The organism is Leptothermofonsia sp. ETS-13 (genome assembly GCF_049200465.1).
Lineage (GTDB): Bacteria > Cyanobacteriota > Cyanobacteriia > Leptolyngbyales > Leptolyngbyaceae > Leptothermofonsia.
On record NZ_CP120836.1, the window covers coordinates 2,734,177 to 2,753,373 of the forward strand.

Annotated in this window: 14 protein-coding genes; 7 read left to right on the forward strand and 7 right to left on the reverse strand. The window is 49.9% G+C overall.

The window, feature by feature from the left end:
* Nucleotides 1-38: 38 nt before the first annotated feature.
* The 5 genes from P4D80_RS12360 (at nucleotide 39) to P4D80_RS12380 (ending at nucleotide 4,691) form a co-directional block, all read left to right on the forward strand.
* Nucleotides 39-1,193: a tetratricopeptide repeat protein gene (locus tag P4D80_RS12360; protein WP_421659530.1), complete on the forward strand. Its 1,155-nt coding sequence runs from the start codon at nucleotides 39-41 to the stop codon at nucleotides 1,191-1,193.
* Nucleotides 1,162-2,283, forward strand: a complete 1,122-nt coding sequence (locus P4D80_RS12365; protein WP_421659437.1) for a tetratricopeptide repeat protein — start codon at nucleotides 1,162-1,164, stop codon at nucleotides 2,281-2,283. Before P4D80_RS12360 ends, P4D80_RS12365 begins: the two co-directional genes overlap by 32 nt.
* 84 nt (nucleotides 2,284-2,367) lie before the next feature.
* Nucleotides 2,368-3,507 (forward strand): CHAT domain-containing protein, encoded by a 1,140-nt coding sequence (locus P4D80_RS12370; RefSeq protein ID WP_421659438.1) that lies wholly within the window; start codon nucleotides 2,368-2,370, stop codon nucleotides 3,505-3,507.
* Nucleotides 3,508-4,060: 553 nt separating this feature from the next.
* On the forward strand, nucleotides 4,061-4,468 hold the full coding sequence (locus P4D80_RS12375) for an allophanate hydrolase-related protein (RefSeq protein ID WP_421659439.1): 408 nt from the start codon (nucleotides 4,061-4,063) through the stop codon (nucleotides 4,466-4,468).
* A 22-nt stretch (nucleotides 4,469-4,490) separates the two neighbouring features.
* The gene (locus tag P4D80_RS12380; protein ID WP_421659440.1) at nucleotides 4,491-4,691 is read left to right on the forward strand and encodes a transposase-like zinc-binding domain-containing protein; all 201 of its coding nucleotides are present in this window, start codon (nucleotides 4,491-4,493) and stop codon (nucleotides 4,689-4,691) included.
* Between the two features lie 408 nt (nucleotides 4,692-5,099).
* On the opposite strand, the gene P4D80_RS12385 is transcribed toward P4D80_RS12380, so the two are convergent.
* Nucleotides 5,100-5,390: a hypothetical protein gene (locus P4D80_RS12385; RefSeq protein WP_421659441.1), complete on the reverse strand. Its 291-nt coding sequence runs from the start codon at nucleotides 5,388-5,390 to the stop codon at nucleotides 5,100-5,102.
* 468 nt (nucleotides 5,391-5,858) lie between these two features.
* On the opposite strand from P4D80_RS12385, the gene P4D80_RS12390 reads away from it, so the two are divergent.
* Entirely contained in the window at nucleotides 5,859-8,696 is a 2,838-nt protein-coding gene (locus P4D80_RS12390) for a tetratricopeptide repeat protein (RefSeq protein WP_421659442.1), read from the forward strand.
* Between the two features lie 160 nt (nucleotides 8,697-8,856).
* Here P4D80_RS12390 and P4D80_RS12395 read toward each other — a convergent pair whose 3' ends face one another.
* Nucleotides 8,857-9,255 (reverse strand): glutamate synthase-related protein, encoded by a 399-nt coding sequence (locus tag P4D80_RS12395; RefSeq protein WP_421659443.1) that lies wholly within the window; start codon nucleotides 9,253-9,255, stop codon nucleotides 8,857-8,859.
* A gap of 555 nt (nucleotides 9,256-9,810) precedes the next feature.
* On the opposite strand from P4D80_RS12395, the gene P4D80_RS12400 reads away from it, so the two are divergent.
* On the forward strand, nucleotides 9,811-10,125 hold the full coding sequence (locus P4D80_RS12400; protein WP_421659444.1) for a hypothetical protein: 315 nt from the start codon (nucleotides 9,811-9,813) through the stop codon (nucleotides 10,123-10,125).
* 14 nt (nucleotides 10,126-10,139) lie between these two features.
* Here the strand turns inward: P4D80_RS12400 and clpS are convergent, their stop codons facing one another.
* The 5 genes from clpS to P4D80_RS12425 all read right to left on the reverse strand — a co-directional run bounded on the left by clpS (nucleotide 10,140) and on the right by P4D80_RS12425 (nucleotide 19,026).
* Nucleotides 10,140-10,466 carry an ATP-dependent Clp protease adapter ClpS gene (gene clpS / locus P4D80_RS12405; RefSeq protein WP_421659445.1) on the reverse strand — a complete coding sequence of 109 codons (327 nt, stop codon included), beginning with the start codon at nucleotides 10,464-10,466 and terminating at the stop codon, nucleotides 10,140-10,142.
* Nucleotides 10,467-10,526: 60 nt separating this feature from the next.
* Nucleotides 10,527-12,257: an apolipoprotein N-acyltransferase gene (lnt, locus tag P4D80_RS12410; protein ID WP_421659446.1), complete on the reverse strand. Its 1,731-nt coding sequence runs from the start codon at nucleotides 12,255-12,257 to the stop codon at nucleotides 10,527-10,529.
* 360 nt (nucleotides 12,258-12,617) lie between these two features.
* Nucleotides 12,618-14,774 (reverse strand): GumC family protein, encoded by a 2,157-nt coding sequence (locus tag P4D80_RS12415; RefSeq protein WP_421659447.1) that lies wholly within the window; start codon nucleotides 14,772-14,774, stop codon nucleotides 12,618-12,620.
* Nucleotides 14,775-14,824: 50 nt separating this feature from the next.
* Entirely contained in the window at nucleotides 14,825-17,251 is a 2,427-nt protein-coding gene (locus tag P4D80_RS12420; RefSeq protein WP_421659448.1) for an SLBB domain-containing protein, read from the reverse strand.
* A 410-nt stretch (nucleotides 17,252-17,661) separates the two neighbouring features.
* Nucleotides 17,662-19,026 (reverse strand): glycosyltransferase family 4 protein, encoded by a 1,365-nt coding sequence (locus P4D80_RS12425; RefSeq protein WP_421659449.1) that lies wholly within the window; start codon nucleotides 19,024-19,026, stop codon nucleotides 17,662-17,664.
* Nucleotides 19,027-19,197 lie beyond the last annotated feature (171 nt).

The following is a 19,197-nucleotide window of genomic DNA, read 5'->3' on the forward strand; positions in this document are numbered from 1 at the left end:
GCTCCGTTGCACTGGAGGCTTACGAGAAAGGTGATTCTGTGGGGCTGAATCAGGCTTCTAACCGTGGCATTCAGGCGGCTCAAACCGCACTGACTCTGGCGCAAGAATTGAATCAGCCCCAGAAGGAAGCGGAACCGCTTTCGAGCATTGGAGCGAACTACACGCTCCTGAACAACCCTACAAAAAGTTTAGAGTTCTTTGAGCGAGCCCTGGCTATTCATAAAGCAACCCAAAACAAAGTGGGACAGATACAGGCTCTAATTCAGGCCATGAGAGCCAATGTGTTGATGGCCCATGCTGCTGAGAAACAAAAGGACGATTCCCAAAACCTCAAGCTGGCAAATCAGATCCTGGCTCTGGCTGATGAAGCCCTACAGCTTACCAGAGAGTTAGATAAACCCACTTTTGAGAGCCAGATTCTAGAACAGCAAAGTATTGCTTACAGTCTAATTGGAGAAGTTTACTGGAAGCTGGGCGACTTTGGCAAAGCAGAGGAAGTAGCGCACAGGGCCATCGAAATTGGCCAAAAATCTGAAAGTTTGTTCGTGCAAAATAGGGCGTTGGCGCTTCTTTCGGTTGTTTACGATGCCCAGGGAGAGTACGGCAAGCTGATTAAAGTGACGCAGCAAAATTTAGACATCGCCTGCCGGTCCGATGCTTTTTTTGAAGTCCATGCGTTATTAACGGTTGGTAACAGTTATGCGCTATTCGGAAACCTTCCCAGGGCGATTGAGTTTATCCGGCAAGCTTTAAGCAAGGCCGAGGCGATCGCATCCCAGCCGACATCTCCCGATATTCACTCTCTGATGCTTGCAGCACAAACCCTGGCACTGGGAAGCCTGAGCGTTCACTATCGACTGCTGGGAGAGTATGATCAGGCACTCGAATTTGCCCAACAGTGTCTGCATTTGGCTCGCACCACGATGAAGCCGGAAGAAGAATTGAAGGCGCTTATCGATTTAGGGCGAGTCTATGCTACCCGCCAGTCATTGCCTCAGGCCATTGAAGCAACACAACAGGCACTGGCAATCGCCCAGGCCGTTCAGTCCTCAGCAATTCCTAACCAATCGCATCTAGAGATAAATGTTCTGGTTCAGCTCAGTCAACTCTATGCTGCCCAGGAGAATCATGCAAAAGCCTTAGAAGTCAGGACAACAAGCATTGCAAATCGCCCAGAAAAGCGGCAAACCTGAACTTGAAACGGAAGCCCTCAGTGCCCTGGTGACTGCTTATGCAGCACAGGGAAACATTGCCAGAGCCTTTGAGCTTCTGAGACAGCAAACGAATCTGAGCCGGAAATTGCCTAATGCCGACACCCGATCGCAGGCTCTCATATCTCTAGGCAATGCCTATGTTGCTTTAGGCGATTATCAAACCAGCTATTGCTTATTTACAGAGGCGCTTTCTGAGGCTCAAAAAATCCAGTTTGCTCCAAGGGAAGCAATGGCCTGGCAAAGGCTCGCCTTCGTTGCCTGGGCTCAGGGAGAATCTCGAAAAGCGGTGGAACGGGCCGAAAAGGGAGCAGCCGTTGCTCAAGATAAAATCCCGCAGATAGAGATACAAAACAACCTGCTCCTGAGCCTCAGCTATGGTAAGGTTGGCGATCAACCAAAGGCAATGAAAGCTGCTCAGGCAGCTTTAGCGATGACTCGCCAGTTACAGGATCGGAATGGGGAGAGCAGGGCCCTGACTTTATTAGGAAGTTTGCACCGCAGGTTTGGCAGATTGGAGGAAGCGATCGCGACTTACCAGTCTGCTCTCGCCCTTGGGCAAAAAGCGGGTAGCTCTATCGCTTCCAGTGGCAATTCTGGCATTTATGCAGGGCTGGCACGAGCCTATGCCGACCTCAACCAGCCGCAGATGGCGATTGTTTTTTATAAACAAGCGATCAATAGTATCGAAGACACGCGCTTCAAACTGAGGGGGCTTTCCCCCGACTTACAGCAATCCTTCTTGAAAGGCACGTTTGATTTTGGTCAGGTTAAAATTGCCGATATCTACCGCCAACTGGCTGACCTGCTCATTTCCCAGGGACGGATTGAAGAAGGGCAAAAGGTATTGGAACTGCTCAAAGTTCAGGAATTGAGGGACTTTACGAGAGGAACCCGCTCCCCAATTAAGCTGGCTGAACTTGCCCTCAACGCTACTGAGCAGCAAATTCGGCAAAAGTATCAGAATTTGATCGTATTTGGTCAACGAGTAAAGCAATGCCAACCATCTGAGTGTGAACAGCTTAAGAGTCAGAGGAGGGAACTTCAAACTCAATCTGACCGATACATTTAGACCATACAAAATCAGATCGCGGATGGGTCAATTATCCGCATTGATCAACGCAGCCGGGACTTTATTGCCAGTGCCAGCAAAATTGTGAATGCCCAACCGGGTACTGTGATGATCTATCCTCTGGTGATGAGCGATCGCATTCATCTCCTGTGGGCATCTGCTGGGGGAGTTCTGAGTAGTGCTACCTGCCTGATGGGTGAAACCCAGCTCAACAAAACGATCTCGGCATTCCGGGTTGCCTTACGATTGCCAGGAGATCCCTCAACCGTTCAGAAGCTGGGTAAAGAACTGTACGACTGCTTGATTAGACCGATTGAAACGAAAGGTCAGTGGCAGGCCAATCAAGTCCGGCATCTGGTTATTGCCCCCGATCTCGCCATCAACTACATTCCCCTGGCAGCCCTATTTGATGGTAAACAGTACCTGATTCAGAAATATGCGGTTTCCAATGTGTTAAATGCCGGGTTAACGGATGTCAGCGATCGCCTGCCCCCCAACCCCAACGTTTTAGGACTGGGCATTTCGGAAGCCATTGAAAACTTTTCTCCCCTGCCCTATGTGGAAACAGAAATCAAGGCCATTGTGAAACCCAATCAACACAGCCCCCAAGGAATTTATCCGGGTCTGGTCTTTCTGAATCAAGCATTTACCCGATCAACTCTAGAATCCAACCTCAAGGGGCACAACATTGTCCATATTGCTACTCACGGAGAGTTTGACTCGACGAATCCCAATGACTCATTTCTACTAGTCAGCAGCGGCAAAAAGGGTAAAGGAGAACGCTACGCGATCAGTCAAATCAAATTTTTAGAAGATTTGAGAGGCGTTCATCTGGTAATTTTGTCTGCCTGCGAAACCGCACTGGGAGAACTGGCAGCCAGCGGCCTGGAAATTCAAGGCATCAGTTCCTATTTGGTTCAGGATAAGGCAAAGGCTGTGATTGCTTCACTGTGGAAGGTTGACGATGCCAGCACCAGCTATTTGATGCAGCAGTTTTATAAAAATCTGGCGCACAGCACGTCACAGACCCCTATGACAAAAACAGAAGCCCTCCGACAGGCACAGTTAAGTCTCCTCCAGGGAGGGATATCTACCGAAGGCTCACGCGGGCTGGGTGTGGTGGCTACCTCCACTTCTGATCGGAAGGCACCGCTCAAAACTCCTGGTGAATTTACCCATCCGTACTACTGGGCACCGTTTATCCTGATTGGAAATGGGCTATAAAGGTTATGTGGAGCTCCCCCTTGTCCTGCTCAGAATGCGTAAGGTTATGTAGCTGTCGCCAGGTCGCTTAGGACATTGGCTTTAAAGGGGGTATGGGGACGGCGTTACTGAATTTGGGTATGAAATAGATGCTGTATGCTCGAAACTTCGCTTCGATTCATACTGCTTTTCAGCAATGCCGACTACTCATTCTAACTCGGCGTTTTACCTGTGTGATTTGGACGTTCTTTAATAGACTTAGTTGGAAATAATAACTTTAATAGACTTAGTTGGAAATAATAAGAGAAATCAATTCTTAATAGAATTCTTAATAGAAAACTATCAATTCTTATGGCTTTATTATCCATGCTTAGATTAAGCAGTTTATTAATGAAAATGTCTAATGTAGAGAATGCTTGTATCCAAGCTCAGGATAAAGATTGTTACTTAAACAAAACCGTATCCATTCTTACAGCTTGTCCACCCAACCCCTGGTTAGAGAAAGGTTTTAGGTGTTATCTTTAACCCCTTTTCCGTTCAAATCATGAAACCACCATTTGCAATCGGAGATACTATGGACCAATCCGCACCTGCAACCAAGCGTATTTTCATTTGTGGTTCTGCTCTCCGGGGGCAGCCTGACCACAGTAATCTGGGAGCTGCAAAGTTCATCAGGGAAGCAAAAACTCGTCCGACCTATCGCCTCCACGCGGCTCACAATGGTTGGCATCCAGCCATTTACGAAGTGGCCGAAGGCGGAGTTTCAATTCCCGGAGAAGTGTACGAACTGATATTGGATGAGTTTAATCATTTGGTAGCGAATGAACCACCCAATATGTATCCCGGTGATGTGGTGCTGGAAGATGGTGAAGTGTTGACGGCATTCCTCTACCCGCGTGAGCTGGTTGAACAATACAACTGGCCCGATATTTCTCACTATGGAGGCTGGGCAGCCTACAAAGCAAGTACAGCGGCTGCTTAAAGTTGAATATCTATGAATATCTATGAAATATCCCAGATGTGGTTCGGAGGATGTCCGCAAAAATGGGCATTGGCGAAACAAGCAGAATTATCGCTGCAAGAATTGCGATCGCCAATTTGTGAAATCCTATTCTCAGCGGAGATACTCCAGCGATATCCGACAGCTTTGCGCGAAGATGCACCAGAGCGGCATCAGGTTTCATGAGATTGAGTACTTCACATGAGTCACAATTGAGTCATTAACTGGATTCGATAGGCAAAGACATTGATTAGTCAATCTGAAGATGAAACACCAGAGCATCCAGATTGGAATCAAGAATGAGATATATCGGCTGAACAGTCAGAGCGCAGTTTGTTCAATCAGTATGTGGCGTTGTAGTTGTAAGAATTAGGAGTCAGAGGTTAGGGAAAGAATGTAGGATAATTACTATCTTGGGATATGGTCAGAGTACCTGATTTCGTTGTACTGCCTTTAAAGACAGTGGGCAGAGCTAGAAGAGCAAGAGGCGGTGATTGCGCTGAATAAACCATTCCCCTTGCTGATAGTTAAAGTGGTTAGCCTGTCTACGGCCACAGAGGACTACTAGACTAAACGGATTGGATGCATAGTATTGGATGCATAGTGTTGAAGATCATTTCATTAGCAACCAGAGACGCTGTAACGAACTAGAGGGAGATTTGTCGCTCTTGCCAAAAATATCAAGTAATCCACATCGTTCCAGATATTCAACCTGCTGTTCTTGATCCACTAACTCATCTACCAGTAACTGAAGCATCCAGCGCCAGAACCAGCTAAAAACAGGCAAATAGCTGACATTGCTAACATTGCTATGAGTGTAATTGACGGCATCCGGGATCAGTTCTAATTTCTTGTAAAGGTGCCAGCGATCGCGATCTGCCTGATGGCGGTTTAAGAGTTCCATGGTAATTCTCCTCAATGTTTCGGATTGCAGGAGCCACTTCAAAACCTGTCACCACACTGCTTGCAAGCTTTTGCAATGGTACGTACGAATCTTTTTCTGTGTCTTTAGCTACTTGATTACTAGTGTGTGCCACCTTTTTGTCAGCATATCCTCATATAAACAGATATAAGTAGATAGCCATAATCAACTGTAACAAGGGGAAATGGGGGCTGCGCCCCAGGCAGTGGTGGAACCCCTTTACCCCGTTCAAATTGCAAGAAGGATCACTATATGCCCCTGGTTTTATTGAAGTTGTGACAAACCCGTTCCCTGGCAGGGAACGATAACGTAGGGGTCTACTAGGGTTGCAAACACTAAATTTTGCAACATGGGGGTTGGGGGCTCCGGCCCCATACAGGGGTTCCCTTCCTGCACCCCAACGAAACTTTCGTTTTGCTGTACTAGCGCAGATCAGCCAAGTGAGAGCCAATGGACTATAAACGATTCATCACAGAGCTTCCGAGCCTTTATCACAATTGGGGCAGCGAATTGGTTTCCCCTAAGTCTGAGCAGTTTCAGGCTGCGTTGAGCCAGGTGGAAGGCATGACCACCCCCAATGTCACCCAACTGCTCAACTTTGCTGTTGCCTGCCTAGAGCCAGGTGAGGTGTATTGCGAAGTGGGCTGTTTTCGAGGAGCGACCCTGATCGGCGCATTGCTCAATCATCCCGACTGCATGGCCTACGCCGTCGATAACTTTTCAGAGTTTGACCCCCTGGGTGAAAACCAGGAAAAGCTGATGCAAAACCTGGCAAACTTTAACCTGGAAGAGCAGGTGTTCTTCTGCAACCAGGATTTTGAAGCGTTTTTTGCGGACTTACGAGAGTTGCAGAGTTGCGATCGCATTGGCGTTTACCTCTATGACGGTGCCCACGACTACCGTTCCCAACTGATGGGGTTGTTACTGGTCAGACCTTTCCTGGCAGACCGGGCTTTGATCATTGTGGATGACAGCAACTGGGATGGTGTACAACAGGCCAACTGGGACTTCATTGCCACCCATCCCCAGTGCGATCTGCTACTGGATTTGCCTACTCCAGGAAACGGTCATCCCAGCTTCTGGAATGGGCTTCAGGTGTTGAGTTGGGATACCCAGATAACCCATCACTATGACTGGTCAACCCTGGTACAAAAGCGCAAGATCCGGTTGATGCAGGCAATTTATGATATTCCCCCTCTGGCTCAATCGCCGCTGCCATCGAATTTAGAAGTTCTTCAGGAAGCTCAGCGACTACAAGCCGAAGGAAAGATTACCGAAGCTGCAAAGGCTTATCAAACCGCGATCGCCCTGGATGCCAGTGCCATAGATGCTTACAACCAACTGGGTAATCTGGTGGCAGAACACGGCGACCCCCAGCAGGCTGAACGGATTTATCAAAAGGCACTTTCGATTGATCCTCAAAACCTCGATGTATATTTGAATTTGGGCGACATCCTGTTAGTTCAGAAAAAGATTGAGGAGGCGATCGCCGCCTATGAAGCCGCCTTGCAGCTAAATCCAGCAGAAAATCGTGCCCATCACAGTCTGGAGCTTGCTCGCGAACTACTTCAGGATGAAGCCAGAGCCTGTACCTTTGCGGGCGATCGCCTGTACGAACGCAAACGGTACCACGAAGCCGCTCTCCAGTATCAGAAACTGCTAGAGCTACAGAAGGCAGATTTGCATAGCTATACTATGCTGGCTAACTGCTATGAACAAATGCAACAACACGAAGCCGTGATCGCAGTTTGCCAGCAGGGTCTAGTTGACTACCCGGCCACACCCCATCTACACGAGCAACTAATTCGAGCATTGCGGGAAACCAATCAGACAGAGGCCGCGATCGCCCAGGCAGTTCAAGCGGCTCAAACATTTCCCAACCATGTTTATTTCAGATTCCAACAACACCTGCTGCTTCCCCTCCTTTACCAGACTTCTGAAGAAATCCAGTTTTACCGCGATCGCTTCACCCAGGGACTATCCACCCTCATCCAAGAATGTTCTCTCCCTTCCCCTTCTGACTCCCTCGACTCCCTGAAAAACGCCCTTACCCAACACACCAACTTCCTCCTCGCCTATCAAAACGCCAATGATGTTGAACTACAGAAGCAGTATGGGCAATTCGTCCATCAAATCATGGCAACCCTCTATCCAGAATGGGCAAAGCCCCCACACTCCAGACTCCACACCCCACGCTCCAAAATCCGAGTTGGCTACCTCTCTGCCTGCCTGTGGGAACACACCGTTGGCAAACTAATGATTGGCTGGCTGCGGCACCATAACCAGGAACGGTTTGAGATTTATAGCTATTCCCTGGCCGATAAAACTGATTCTCTAAATCATCAATTTCGGCATTACAGCGACGTATTCCATCAAATTCCCACTCATTTTGAAACGTTGTGTCAGCAAATTCTGGCAGATCAGTTGGATATTCTCGTGTTTTTTGATCTGGGACTGCACCCACTGATGACCCAGCTAGCGGCTCTGCGGTTGGCACCGATACAATGCACCAGTTGGGCTCACCCGGTCACCTCCGGCCTGCCCACAGTTGATTACTTCCTTTCCAGCGACTTAATGGAACCGGAAAATGCCCAGGAGCATTACTCCGAACAACTGATTCGGCTGCCCAATATTGGGATTTCCTTCGCTAAACCAGAAGTTCCCCCACCGACGAAATCCCGCTCCGATTTTCAACTGGATGAAGAGGCGGTGGTTTACCTCACCAGTCAATTGTTATGCAAGTATCTGCCGCAGCAGGATAGGGTGCTGGCTGCAATTGCCCAACAGGTTCCTAATGCCCAGTTCGTCTTTATTGCTCGCCCCAATGCCACCATTGCTAAACAGTTCCAGCAGCGCTTGAGACAAGCTTTCGCAGCGGTTGGGTTGGATAGCGATCGCCATTGCATCATGCTGCCCCCGCTCAACCAGATCGATTACTGGAACCTGAACCAGGTAGCTGATGTGTTTCTCGACAGTTTTGGTTGGTCCGGGGGACATACTACGTTAGAAGCGATCGCCTGCAACCTGCCAATCGTTACCTGCCCCGGTGAATTCATGCGTGGACGCCACTCCTACGCCATTCTTAAAATGCTGGGCATCACTGAAACCATCGCCCAAACTGAAACGGAATACATTGAAACCGCTGTCCGTCTGGGTCAAAATTCAGGCTGGAGAGCAGACCTTATCCGGCGCATGGGCGATAGCCACTCTAAATTGTACGATGACAGAATTTGCGTCACCGCTCTGGAAAGTTTTTATCAGAAGGTTGTTAATTCGCTTCAATCATGATTTGAAGTAAGTAGCGATTGTGCGTCAAATTTGGGTGGGATGAGTAAAGTAGAAGAAGAATTAGGATCCTTACAAAAATAACTTGAGTAACTTCTAAAACATGTTGCCTGCCTACAAGGTTTTCTAAGTTTTAGGAGTGCAATTTAAATTTGTAAGGATCCTAAACACTGATAGACCAATGTTTTGGAGATAGCCATTCTTTCGGCGTCATGCCTCCATCGCCTGTGGTAGTTGAGGTGCCAACCTCGGTTGCTGTACGCCCCAGCGCTTCTTTAACATTAGCTGACAGCGACCCAAAACTCATGCCTGCAATGGTGATTGGAATCTCTAATTCAATCGGCTTTCTGGCGTAATGAATGTCTAAAACTGCTTTAGTGATACATTTTTCCCGATAACCCTCTAGTGGGTAACGAAACAGAGAGGCCCCCAAAAACACCAGATCATCAAAATGGGGCAATTTTCGCTTGGCCCCCAGTCCACGGATTTCATGCAAACCATGGGCAGCCGCATTGTGGATGTAGTTGAGGATGCAGCGACATAACCAGTGAATTCTTCTCAAGAAAGGGGTTAGTTGAATTGGGAATCGGGCATTTTCACCTATCAAAGATTTCGATTTCTCACGGAGTTCTACACCATTGATACACTGTCCCGCATTAGGAGAAATAACTATGCCCCTAGTACAACACGGTGAGAATATGGATACCATTCTAGCTCCTTCCGACTCCCCACTCCCCAACCCAATGGTTAAGTAGCTCCCTCAATTAATTGTAAGAAGCCTCAATTAATTGTAAGAAGAAGGAATGGGGGCTGCACCCCTAGGCAGGGGGTTCCACCCCCTCCACCCCATCCCAACCATAATGACTACCGCTATATATCTCAAAGGAAAGGCTCGAACAGAGTAGTTCAACTGTTAGTTTCAATATTTGGTGGTACTGAAAAGGGCTGAATGATGAGAACGAGAGAACGGAGGAAAGAACCACTGTTTTGAGTTTTTTTAAGATGAGCCCTTATTGTATTGCTGTTTGTAAGGATTTCTGTATTCCAGAACACCTCATCCTTTAGACTGATTTTTCAATTCGAAGGATGTTTACTTTATCAGACTCTGGAATAAACTATGTCGCATATCTCCTGGTGCAGCGCTCTTTTAATTCTTTCCTTTTTCGCAGCGATCGCCGGTCTACTTCTGCTGCTGACGGATAAACAGCCTGGCGCCACTGAAGCGGAAGGCATTGACCGCGCCCTTTTAATGATGAGTTTTGCTTACTGGGCGGTGCACTGTGTGGCAGTGGGTTTGCAGAAGGTGATTTTACCAGAGTGGGAAGCATTGTTAACGGGCATTAAGTTAACGGGGGTACTGTCCTACCTTCTCACGTTTGCCTGTGTTCTGAGTTTGCCGTTGCATCGGGTTTCAATTCGACAGGCAGAGTGAAGGAAAGGCAAAAATCATGCCGCTTCTAGGGGAGCCATGGTCAAACCTTCCATCCCAAGTTGCATGTGATAAAGTTCTGCCTGTTCCAGAGGACCAACCCAGACAACCGCCTGCCCTTCAAAATGGACCTGGTTTGTTAACTGCCAGGCTCTGTCTGGAGTCATTCCTGGAATGTAAGTCACCAGGCATTTGGCGACGTGTTCGAATGTATTAAAGTCATCATTAAGAACAATGACTTTGTAATTTGGGTAGCGTTGCGTAGTAACCTGGCTAGACTTTTCTGGTGCTACAGTCGGAGAAGCAGACATTGTGTGGAAATTGACAGGAATTGTTCTAACCATAGGCGTTACCGGAACCATTCTCTACACAGGGAATTACTGAACTTAATAACTCATCCTATCCTACTGGTTCAGCTGCGTTTCTACTTCTGGGAAAAAAAACCATGCAATGGCTGCCAGTCCAACGAGCAGCGGCGTCAACCAGTCTCCCCATTGAACATAGAAGGTTTGACGCTGACGACGGTAAATGGTTTCAGCATGGGTTTCATACGCTTTTGGCTGGGAACGCCAGAGAATTCTGCCGTGGGGATCGATGATACCAGAGTAGCCAGTGTTGGTCGCTCGAACAACCCAACGGTCCATTTCGATCGCCCGCATCAGATCCTGAGCCTGGTGCTGTGCCATCAGTACCTCACTATAAGGGTCCAGGTTCGAAGCGGTGAGAATAAATTGCCCACCATCCGCCGCCTGTGCCCGAAAGAGTTCTGGAAAAGCAGACTCATAGCAAATGCTGGCGATCGCTCGCCCAAAGGGAGTATCAAACCGTTGCGCCCCTGTTCCCGCTAGCATGTCCGCCTCAACTGGGGAAAGCCGGTTGATCAGCCCCCCCAGGACCTCCCGAAATGGAACATATTCCCCCAATGGAACCAGTTTAATCTTGTTGTAGCGGCTGAAGGTTTCGCCCTGTCCCGTCAGAGTTATCAAACTCTGAGTAATTCTGCCGTGTTGAGCTACAAACGTGCCCAACCAGGCAACGACTCCCTGACTCTTAACGGCCTGATAAAAGAGATTTTGCTGTTTGTAGTTCTCATCCCATAAAACAGGTAATGCACCTTCAGGGGTAAGCACCGCCTCCACTCCTTGCCTGGCCAACAGCTCGTATCCACTGACATAGCCCTTGACAGCACGGCGCACCCCTTCTGCCGAAAGCTTAATACGGGTCGGCACGTTGCCCTGAACAATGCCAACCTTGAGTGCCGTTTCACTGGAGGGGTTAAGCGGTTGGCTGTAGAGTGCATAGCCAATCAGATGGAGGGTGAGAAGGAGGGTAAGGGAAGAGAGGAGGAGAGTGGAGGGAGGGGGAGGTGGGGGGTAGGAGGTGGGGGGTGAGTACTGATGGAGAATCCAGGCTTCAGCAATTAACCCGTTCACCGCAACGATCGCCGCGGTCACCATCGAAGGTCCCGAAAGCTGCCCCAGATGCAGGATTGCCAGATTTCCTGGACTTTGCGTGAAGGAAAGCGATGTCCAGTAAAGGGAACCCAGGCTCCAAACCCACTCCAGGCTGCACCAGAGGGCAGTGGTGATGAGAATGAAAGCATACGGGGGGAATGGTGCAGAAGGGTAGGTGGGTGGAGGGGGGATGGGGTGGAGGGATGGATGAGTTTTGAGTTTTGAATTTCCTTCTTGCCGGTCTTTACTTGTTTGTCTTCTGCTCGCTCCCGCCAGCTTTCTCACCAGCCACACCCAGATTACGACCAGCATGGCTCCCCAGAGGGTAATGAATGCCCAGCAGAATAGAGCAACGGCCACGCTTGCCAGCCACGACATCCCCAACCAGGTGAGGGGATGGAGCCCGGTAATCCAGGAAAGAGCCAGACCGTGGTAGCCAATGCCCCAGATGAGGGCAAGGAGATAGGGATTGGATGGTGAGGGAAGGGAGGGGTGGCGATCGCCAAACACCAGTACCCATAAGGGTGCGAGGGCGATCCATGCCAGTGGAAAAGCATTCAGCGGAGCTGCCGCCAGTGCCATCAAAATCCCGCTACCACAGGCAATTCCCAGCGGTAGAAGGGATCCTTTGTTGAGAACTAGAGGCTGAAGATTCGGCAACCGGGGTAGAGACTTGGGCATACGGAGTGATGGAGTGGAAGAGTAATGGAGTAAAGAAACATCACCCTATCACTCCATTACCCTATCACTCCATCACCTTCCCACTCATCCACCGATCCACTCCCATCGCCTTTATCAAAACTCAAAACTCCTTACCCCTCTCTAACAACCAACGACTATCGCTGTCCCCAGGTTGCTCAGAACATTGGTTTTAAGGGGGGGGCAAGCCCCCAGCCAGGGGTTCCACCCCTGCACCCCGTCCTCAGCCTGGTGGCGATCGCTATAACAACTCCTACGTCGGCGTTGCTGAATTTGGGTATGAAATAGGTGCTGTATGCTCAAAACTTCGTTTCCGATTCATACTGCTTTTCAGCAATGCTCTTACGTCTGATAGTAGTAATGCTTAACAGCCGCCGAGGTGACGCCACTCAAGTTGTTAGCTACCAGTCCCAGAACAGGGATACGGGACAGTCGCAGGGTTTCAATGGCCTGCATCAACGCGTCGCTGTCAGTTTTGCCTAAGCCTGCTACCAGCACAATTCCATCAGTATGGGCACCCAACAAACAGCTATCTGCCAGGTTGAGAACGGGAGGAGCGTCGTAAATGACCAGGTCAAATAGGGTTTGGAAGTGCTCCATCAGGTCTTGCATCCGCTGAGTAGATAGTAGCTTAGCCGGGTCTTGAGAGATTTCTCCCGATGTAAGAACAAAGAGATTGTCTGCGCCAAAAGGCAGGATTTGAGGATTATCGGATAGGTCTTCCGATTCTGATCGCCGGAACTGCTGAATGACCTGGTTTGGGCGAGCTTTGGTTTCAATTAAATCTCTCAAACCGCGCGTGTTGGGTAGCCCTAGGCGATCGCTGATCCGCGGTTTGCGCATATCAGCATCCACCAGCAGAACCCGTTGCCCCATAGATGCAGCAGCTTGAGCCAGGTTAATCGACACCGTTGATTTACCATCTCCCGGCAAGGCAGAGCTGATGACAAGGGTACTGACGGGTGGATCTGCTCGCAGCAAGCGAATGTTGGCATGAAGCGAACGAAATGCTTCCAGGAAAACTGACGTGGTGCGGGAAGTCGGGCTTTTGCGGCGACCTCGCACCAGACCTTTTAGTCTGGAAGGTTGGAACAAATGCTTGATCTTGGAAGGTGCTTTGGGTTCTGGCTGCACCGCTTCGTAAAATGGAATAATCGCCAGGATGGGGAGTTTGAGCCGTTTCTTTAATTCCTGTGTGGAGTGGAAGGTTTTATCCAGTTTTTCAGCCAGCAGGGCAGAGCCCAGTCCGAGTGCTAACCCTGCCAGGGCGCCAATCAGCAAGTCTCGACCGGTTGAAGTTAGGGGAACTCCAGGGATGGAAGGAGCCGCGATGAGTTGCCAGGGTACTTCCTGCTGGGCTGACTGAACCTGAAGGTTTTCACGCGTTGCCAGGAAGCGGGTCAAACTCTCAGTAGCAACCTGGAGGTCCCGTTGCAGGTCAGTGTATTGCCGGGAGGTAACGGGTAAGCGTTTGAATTGCTGGCTCCAGTATCGCTCAGCATCGGCGATCGCCTGTTGCTTTACTTCCAAAAGCTGGAGTTGATTTTCTACCTCAGCCAGGCGATTTCCCAAAACCCGGCGGGCCTCCTGACGCAGGAGCGGAATCAGCTTCTGCTTCTGATCTTCAAGTAGTTGCAATGCCAGGTTTCCATCTTTGAATCGAGCAGACTCGATCGCAATCTTGCCATCGAGTTCCCGAATCTGACCCAAAAGCCCCTGATAGGTACTGGAGGCAGCTAAGGCAGTGACAGCTCCCGGCTCTACCGTCAACCCGTCATAAACAGCGCGAGTTTCAGCAATTTGCCTTTGTACTTCCACCTGCTGCTGTTCGAGGGTGGTAATTTGACTGGATACTCGCTGAGATTGGGAATCCGGGTCGAGGAAGTTATTGCGCTGACGAAAGGTTTGCAACTGCAATTGCAGATTATTCACCCGCTGCTTCACCTTCGCAATTTGCTTATCTACAAACTGAATCCCCTGCCGCAGGTTGGTCTGTCGCTCTACCTGGCTGTACCTTAAATACCCTTCAGCCACTTCATCCAGAACATACTTCACTTTCTGGGGGTCGGAGTCGGTGTAGCGTATCTCCAGGATTTTGGTTCCCTTTGGCTGAGAAATGGTCAGTTTGCCGATAAGTTCGCCATAGCTGAAGTTGGGGTACTGAGTTTGAATCTGTTTAATGATGGGTTGCATCAACTCCGGACTGCGCAACACTTCAATTTGAGTGGGGTAGTCCAGGGTTGATCGCTTAGCAGGGTTGGTGTCAGTCAGGTTTTCCAGACTGTTATCAGCTGTAACGGGTTCTACCAGTAGACGAAACCCACTCTGGAAACTCGGTACCTGAGTCAACGCCCGATACCACAGGAACCCAGTTACCACGATCGCCACTCCTGCTGCTAGCAACAAGCGGCGGCGAACCGTGCCCATCAAACTTTCTAGATTAAATCCTTCTTCCTCTTGCCCTGTGTCAAACTGGGAAAAACTTCCTGGTCCGGACATTCCGCTTCCGGACAAGGACTGAAAAGGAAGGTTAGGCTGAGTATCCATCGTTATAGCCCCAGAAGGAAGAATGGTAAAAGCCGATTGACAGGACCCAGAATGGTATCCAGGGTGTCGGTAAAGCGAGCCAGTCCGGAGCGATTGACAATGATAATGTCGTTGTTGCGCAGAATCGGGTTGTTTTTCTCATCAATACCACGCGACAAATCGACTGGCACCGAAACGCGAGTTGCCGTGCCGTTTGGATTCAGCCGGATCAACTCGACCGTTTTCTTATAGGCGCGTTTGTTGTTAAACCCTCCGGCGGCCAGGATCGCTTGATTAAGCGTGGTATTGGGTGGTACCTGAACTGAACCAGGGCTGACAACTTCCCCTACCACATTTACCCGAATTACATCGGGCGCAAAGCTGGCGGTCCCTAACTGGTTTGCCTCTGCTGGATTGATGGCCGTTGCCGTTGGAATCGTAATCGTGTCGCCCTGTTGCAACACCAGATCCTGGCTCAGATCGCCAGTTTTCAGCATGTCCCACAGATTGAGTGTAATTACCTGGGGTTCGGTTGAGCGAGTCGTGCGCTTCACCTGAACATTGCGCAGATCGGCGAGGGCTGTAATCCCCCCGGCCTGCTGAATGGCCTGAGTGACCGTTACCAGACCACCACTGCTGCCCGTAGCCCCACCGCTACCATCACTGGAACCGCCTGCACCACCGCCGCTGCGGCCCCTGGATAGGACATAAGGTCCGGGACGAGCAACCTCACCGACGATCGCAATATTCAGGGGTTGGCTGGCGCTAGCAGCAAAGTTAGCGGCGGCTAATTGCGCTCCATCTGCTGGGTTAATTTGGTCAGCAGCCGGAATAAACACCATATCTCCATCCCGCAGGGTCAAGTCTTGCCGAATGTTACCCGTTTTGAATAAATCCCACAGGTCAACTGTGATGAGTTGGTCTGTGCCATTGGCCTGCGGACGGCGAACGTAAACCACGTTGGGATTGGCTGACTGAGTAATCCCCCCTGCCTGCTGAATCAGTCGTGTTACTGTGGGAAATTTTGCCCCCTCGCCACTGGCAACGGTATAGGAACCAGGTTTACTGATTTCTCCCGCGATCGCCACATTCATTGGGCGTGGGGCCGTCAACGTGACATCTACTTTGATGCGCTGGAGCAAGCGGGCATAGCGAGCTGCGATCGCTTTTTCAACCTGGGTTAAGGTCAGTCCCTGTACCCGCAAATCACCAACCAGGTATAGTTTCAGGTTGCCATTAACCGATACTTGATAATCGCGGCTGTATTCTGGAACCCCAAAAATCTCAACCTTGATGCGATCGCCCGGTCCCAGGGTGTAATCCTCCTGGGTTGGAGTCAGCGATGTGGCAGGCATCCCCCTGGGCGGCATCGCGCTGGCTTGCTTTAATGGCGTCTGGCCGGGTAATGCCTGAGCTGGTAAACCAACAGGCTGGGCGGTTGGGCGATCGGGCAGGTGGGTTGAAGTGGGTGTACTTGCCAGTTGAGCCGCTGGTGCAGATGGGGAAGCCCCCTTCTCCATTGCCACGGTTTCGGGCGTTGAAATTGCCGAGGCATTGATGGCAGGTTGGGCGGGCAATTCTTTCGCCTTTGCAATCACATCTGCCCGCTGCAACTGAGCATAAACAAACTCTGCTGCATCCGCCCGTGTGACCACATCGCTGGGACGCCTGATGCCTGCTACACTTTCTGGGCTGCGCTTAAAGGCGTTGCGCAGCATAATTTTGAATTCAATATCGGATACCGGGTCATCTGGTCGAAAGGTTCCATTCTGGGATCCGTGGATGACACCCCGCTGCATCAACCCCTCAATTGCCTTCTGGGATGGATGGTTTTGAATATCCGGTAGGGTCGCCGCTTTGGCCGCTTGAGTTGACTGCTGCTCTTGTGGTTGGCCGGTTGCGATCGCCCCCTGAGGCAATGGCTTCTTCACCTCTGACTTTACAGCCTTAGATTTATTCGCCTTGACTGAACGAATTTGGGCTGTAGCCGTACTGGCAACTTTGCTCGCAGATTGCCTCAGGGTAGCTGACACAAACGCATCAATGGGTAAACTGTCCACATTTACCGATCGCAGCGGTTGATGAATCCTGGGTGCCGGTAATGGAACGGGCAGAGGTTCATTCGTCGCTAAAACGGGAGTTGGTTCAGCAGAGCGGCTCAACGCCTTAGAAGTTCCAGCGGTGGCTTGCGACTTAGCCAATTTCCCCTTCTGAGCCTTCACAGGTTGCCCCTTACTAGTTAAGGGCTTAGCTGGTAGGGTTTCTGGCTGGGCAACGGGTTGAGTCAGTTTTGGGTTTGCGATTGGTTGCACCCCCTTCTGGTCTTCAGCTTCAGAAACTGAACCGACCGTACTGGGAGCAACATTTGCTGTACGAGCTAGCTCCTGAGCAACCAGAGCAGCCAGTGTGCTGAGCGCAACAACAGAAAGACGGGAAGTAGTAGACGACATGAGTCAAAAACCAGTTAAACCTTTGCCAAAACAAACGAGGCTGAATAAGTGTTTAGGAACCGAGCCAGCAACCTAATCCACTAAAAGGGTTGTTTACTGATACGCGGATCTCAACATTCCATCAGGACAATCAGCAGGGGTAGGCGGGATTTAAGTTGTTAGTGAGTAAGAGTGGTTATTTTGTGAGTTGAAAACTCACAAAATATAGCGGTAGTCATTATGGTTAGGACGGGGTGCAGGGGTTCCACCCCTGGCTGGGGGCTTTGCCCCCACTCCCTCTTCTAATTCCAATGTCCTAATGCACCCGCGTAGAGCTATAAGTCTTGACAGACCACTACCCAACAAAAAAAGATGGGCAGTTGTTATCTGCCCATTTTGACGAGGATTTGCTGATTCACGTTCCAAAAGCTTTAGGAGAGGGGGCCGTTGATGGACGGCTGCGGTGCGATTGAAACAGCCTCTCGCTTCATGACTGCCCGGCGTAGAACCACAGAGTATTGTCTGGAAATCACCTCAGGGGTGAAGTGGGATTCCAGATAACGGCGTCCTGCATTGCCTAATCGTTCAGTCAGATACTGGTCCGCAGCTAGGCGACGGATGAATTCCGCCAGACCTTGCCCGTCTCCGTTATCAAACGGAGCTCCACATCGCGCGTCATTGATCAACGGGCGCAAGTAAGAATGGCGTTCACAAATGGCGGCGATCGGTCGTCCCGCTGCAAGCGCTGAATAAAACTTGCTGGGAGCAACCAGTCCTTCCATACCAGGGCTGATGCTGACTAAAGAGAGATCGCAAGCTGTGAGTGAATACGGGAGATCGGCTTTGTCCTGATAGGGCAAAAACAGACAGTTGCGCAAACCCAGTCGGTTGACTTTATTGATGCACAATTGGCGTTTTGCTCCATTCCCAATAAAGACAAATTGAATTGGTTCATTTCGCAACTCAACAGCCGCATCCAGAATGGTGTCAATGTCATGACAGCGTCCCATATTGCCGGAGTAAAGCACTGTAAACTTTTCAGTTAACTGGTGCTTGTGGGCAAACCAGTTGCGCTCTTTAGGCATTGGTACGATCCAGTTTGGATTTGCCCAACTGTGAATGACCGATATCTTGTCAGCCACTTCTGGACATTTGGCAACAATTCGTTCTCTCATTGAGGAACTGAGAACGATAATGCCATCTGCCCTTCTCCAAGTACAACGATTGATGAAATCCCAGGCTTTAACGGTCCAATGGCTATTTGGAATGACTCCTAGCCCAACAGCAACGTCGGGGTAAAGGTCATAAAGGAGACAGATATAGGGAACACCAAATAGCAGGTGTGTAAGGTAGCCCAAAATGGGCAGGAAAGGGGGTGCCGTTGTCAACAGTAAGACATCCCCACGTCGGATTGGCTTTAGCAGATGTAAGGCAGAGCGAAGCGCAAACATGAGGCCGTTAATGGCTTTTCCCCGGATTCGGTTAGGAAAAAGCTTCGCGGTGCGCGATCGCCGAACGCACAGTAACCCAGACTCTTCTCTTACCGGGGCAGATGCTTTGCTAAAAGCATATCCTGGTTGTCCAGTAAAGACTTTCACCTGCATACCCTGATGTTTCAGGTGATTGGCCAGTTCTTCAATTAGTTGCCCGGTCGCAGCAAAGTCAGGTGGGTAAAACTGTGTGAAGATAGAGAGCCGGAAAAATCTCTCCGGCGGCGACTGTATTGATTGACAGTTTGTCGGTGAAGACCCTGATTTAGTTAAATCCAGCGTTTTTGGTGCGGATTTCTTCACCATTGCAAACTCCTTGAACCTTTGCTGGGATATTTCTTCACAGCTTTACGGGCAGATCCGTCAACATCCGGAGGAGACTTGCAGGGCAGGTTTGAAATTCATCCCAGGTTAATACCGGTTTTTAATTGATGAAACTTCGGTGAAGTTAGCGTAATTACAGGAACTGAATTTTGT

Coding starts and splice junctions, on each gene's coding strand:
- P4D80_RS12385 (WP_421659441.1), bottom strand. CDS start 5,390: ATGGAACTCTTAAACCGCCATCAGGCAGATCGCGATCGCTGGCACCTT.
- clpS (WP_421659445.1), bottom strand. CDS start 10,466: ATGGTTAGAACAATTCCTGTCAATTTCCACACAATGTCTGCTTCTCCG.
- P4D80_RS12420 (WP_421659448.1), bottom strand. CDS start 17,251: ATGTCGTCTACTACTTCCCGTCTTTCTGTTGTTGCGCTCAGCACACTG.
- P4D80_RS12380 (WP_421659440.1), top strand. CDS start 4,491: ATGAAATATCCCAGATGTGGTTCGGAGGATGTCCGCAAAAATGGGCAT.
- P4D80_RS12390 (WP_421659442.1), top strand. CDS start 5,859: ATGGACTATAAACGATTCATCACAGAGCTTCCGAGCCTTTATCACAAT.
- lnt (WP_421659446.1), bottom strand. CDS start 12,257: ATGCCCAAGTCTCTACCCCGGTTGCCGAATCTTCAGCCTCTAGTTCTC.
- P4D80_RS12375 (WP_421659439.1), top strand. CDS start 4,061: ATGGACCAATCCGCACCTGCAACCAAGCGTATTTTCATTTGTGGTTCT.
- P4D80_RS12415 (WP_421659447.1), bottom strand. CDS start 14,774: ATGTCCGGACCAGGAAGTTTTTCCCAGTTTGACACAGGGCAAGAGGAA.
- P4D80_RS12400 (WP_421659444.1), top strand. CDS start 9,811: ATGTCGCATATCTCCTGGTGCAGCGCTCTTTTAATTCTTTCCTTTTTC.
- P4D80_RS12425 (WP_421659449.1), bottom strand. CDS start 19,026: ATGGTGAAGAAATCCGCACCAAAAACGCTGGATTTAACTAAATCAGGG.